The 2,853-nt window shown below is 65.7% G+C and carries 3 protein-coding genes; all 3 read right to left on the minus strand.

Annotated elements, in window-relative coordinates; genetic code table 11:
- Positions 1 to 987 (minus strand): efflux RND transporter permease subunit (locus RI841_RS03845; RefSeq protein ID WP_310704259.1); only part of this gene is annotated, 987 nt, incomplete at its 3' end.
- On the minus strand, positions 984 to 2,054 hold the full coding sequence (locus RI841_RS03850) for an efflux RND transporter periplasmic adaptor subunit (protein WP_310704260.1): 1,071 nt from the start codon (positions 2,052 to 2,054) through the stop codon (positions 984 to 986). The genes RI841_RS03850 and RI841_RS03845, both read right to left, overlap by 4 nt.
- Before the next feature lie 297 nt (positions 2,055 to 2,351).
- Positions 2,352 to 2,853, minus strand: a 502-nt coding sequence (locus RI841_RS03855) for a peroxidase family protein (RefSeq protein WP_310704261.1), incomplete at its 5' end; no start/stop codon positions are given.

Raw genomic sequence — 2,853 nt, forward strand, 5'->3', positions numbered from 1 at the left:
CTCGATGGCCGTGGTGATATCGATCGCGTTCTCGCCGGTCTTCTTGGCGATGGCAAGGGTCACGGCCGGATAGAGCTTGCCGGGCTTGGCGCCCGGCCGGTCAGCGTCTCCTGCCGGGCCGAAGCCCATCATCACGCTCTGGTCGGGCACGGTGCCGCCGCGGCGGATATCGGCGACATCGGAGAGTCGGACGGCGGCATCCCCGTGCATGCCCACCACCAGGCGGCGTACGTCGGCCACCTCTTCGAGCAGGGTGCCGGCCTGAAGCGGAAGCGACAGGCCGTCCCGCGTCACCCGCGTCTCTCGGCTGCTGGTATTGGCAGCAGCCAGGGCATTCTGCAGGTCGTCCAGGGTCAGGCCGACGCCGTTCAACCGGGCAGGGTCGAGGCGCACATCCACCCGGTCGGCGGCGCCGCCGACGGTATATACATCCCGGGTCCCGGGAATGCGCTTGAGGGCTACCTCCAGCACATGGGCCAGGCGGGTGAGTTCCTCGCCGCCATGGCGTTCATCGGGATCGAACAGGGTCAGGGTCATGACCGGCACGTCGTTGATGCCGCGCGGCTTGACCAGGGGCTGGCGCGTGCCCAGGTCCGGCGGCAGCCAGTCCTGATTCGAGTAGACCTGGTTGTAGGTCCTGACCAGGGCTTCCTGCCGAGGCAGGCCCACCTCGTACTCGAGGGTGATCACGGCCTGGCCCGGCCGCGAGACCGAGTAGACGTGCTCGATCCCCTTGACCTCGCTCAGCACCTGCTCGCCCGGGGTGGCAACCAGGCTTTCCACTTCCGAGACCCCGGCACCGGGGAAGGCCACCATGATGTCCACCATGGTGACCTCGATCTGAGGCTCCTCCTCCTTGGGCGTGATGAGGATGATGATCAGGCCCATCAGGATGGCAATCCCGGCGAGAAGCGGGGTCAGCTTCGAGTCCTGGAAGACCCGGGCAATGGCGCCGGAAGGACCGACGGCAGGGGCGCTCTCCTTCATCGGTCGCGGGATCCTTCCGTGTCGGGAGAGGCGGCATCCTCAGGGCTCGCCACGGCATCGGGGTTGGCCAGGATGCGCTCACCGGCATCGAGGCCGGCCAGCACCTCGAGTCGCCCGTCCTGTTCGATGCCCACCCGCACCTGGCGTAACCGCGGCCGATCCTCGTCATCGAGGACGAAGACGGCACGCAGCTCGCTTCGTTGGATCAGACTCTCGGCGGGAATCCACAGGGCGTCGCGGCGTGATACCACCACAGCCACCTTGGCCAGCATGCCCGGAAGGACCTCCGGTCCCGGTGATGCCAGGCGCAGCCGCAGGCGAACGGTATCACTCGCCGGATCGGCCCGGGGATAGAGGGTGAGTGTACCGGTCTCGAGCGGCTGCCCCTCCGGGTGGCTGACCCGGATGTCAGGCGTCTCGCGCACGTGCGCCAGGTAGCGACGGGGCAGGGCGGCCTCCACCCGAAGCGGGGCCAGGGCCAGGGTGTCGAAGAGCGGCTGGCCCGGGCGCACGGCTTCGCCCGGCTCCACGTGACGGCGAGTGAAGACACCATCCCTTTCGGCGCGCACCCGGGTATAGGTCAGTTGCTGCTCGGCCTCGGACACGCCGGCAAGGCTTCGTTCACGGCGGGCCCTGGCGGCGTCCAGTCGGTTTCTGGCCTGGTCGAAGGCCTGCTCCGAGGCGAGATTCTGATCACGGATGGCCCGGATGCGCTCGAAACGCTGTCGGGCATCCACGAGGTCGGCCTCGGCTTGCTCGAGGCTGGCCCTGACCTGCGCCAGGCGCGCGCGCTGCTCGCTGTCTTCCAAGCGCAGGATCTCGGCGCCGGCGGTGATGCTGTCGCCCACCTCGAAGGGCAGCTCGACCACCCGGCCGCGGGTCTGGGACGAGACGGTGGTGTGCTCGACGGCTTCCACCAGGCCATCGAGCACCAGCGTCTCGTGCAGCGTATCACGGGTGACGACGGCCGTGGCCAGGTCGTCATTGGCGGGGCTTGCCAGGACTGGGACGACGGTCGGGACCAATGCCAGAACCAGGGCAAGCAGCAGCCGAAAACGGAGTTTCATGGACGGATTTCCTGCTATTTTCTATAAGCATATAGGCTATAGGTAAATTGAAACATTTTCTGCCACCGCCTGGTCTTGCATGAAACGAGGGTGAAAAAACCTGACCGGCATCAGGTTCTGCGGGCAACAAAACCTTACGCCTGGAAGGGAGCGAAAGGGGTAGTGGCGCCCGGAAGGCGATTGGATCGCCAGATACGACATCGCAGGAGGGGGAAAGAACAAAGAGGCCGGGTATGATCCCGGCCCCTTGTCACTATAGCCGAGCTCACCGCCCGGCTTCATGGCGTGCTTACGGCTTCATGATGTTTGCCGCTTCTCCAGATCGAAGCGGTCGGCGTTCATCACCTTGGTCCAGGCCTTGACGAAGTCCTTGACGAACTTCTCCTGGTTGTCGTCCTGGGCGTAGACCTCGGCGTAGGAGCGCAGGATGGAGTTGGAGCCGAGCACCAGGTCGATGCGGCTGGCGGTCCACTTCACCTGATCGCTCTTCCGGTCGAGAATCTCGTAGAGATTGTTGCCCGCCGGCTTCCAGGTGTTGGCCATGTCGGTGAGGTTGACGAAGAAGTCGTTGGTCAACTGGCCTTCGCGGTCGGTGAAGACACCGTGCTTGCTGCCACCGTGGTTGGTGCCGAGCATGCGCATGCCGCCGATCAGCACGGTCATCTCCGGGCCGGTCAGCCCCATCAGCTGGGCGCGGTCGAGCAGCATCTCCTCCGGCTTGACCACATAGTCTTTCTTCTGCCAGTTGCGGAAGCCATCGGCCAGCGGCTCCAGCGGCTCGAAAGACTCAGCATCGGTC

Source organism: Halomonas sp. (genome assembly GCF_031581305.1).
Taxonomy (GTDB): Bacteria; Pseudomonadota; Gammaproteobacteria; order Pseudomonadales; family Halomonadaceae; genus Halomonas.

Bases quoted from the DNA above. Each gene is read 5' to 3' on its own strand.
- RI841_RS03850 (WP_310704260.1), bottom strand. From the start codon at position 2,054: ATGAAACTCCGTTTTCGGCTGCTGCTTGCCCTGGTTCTGGCATTGGTC.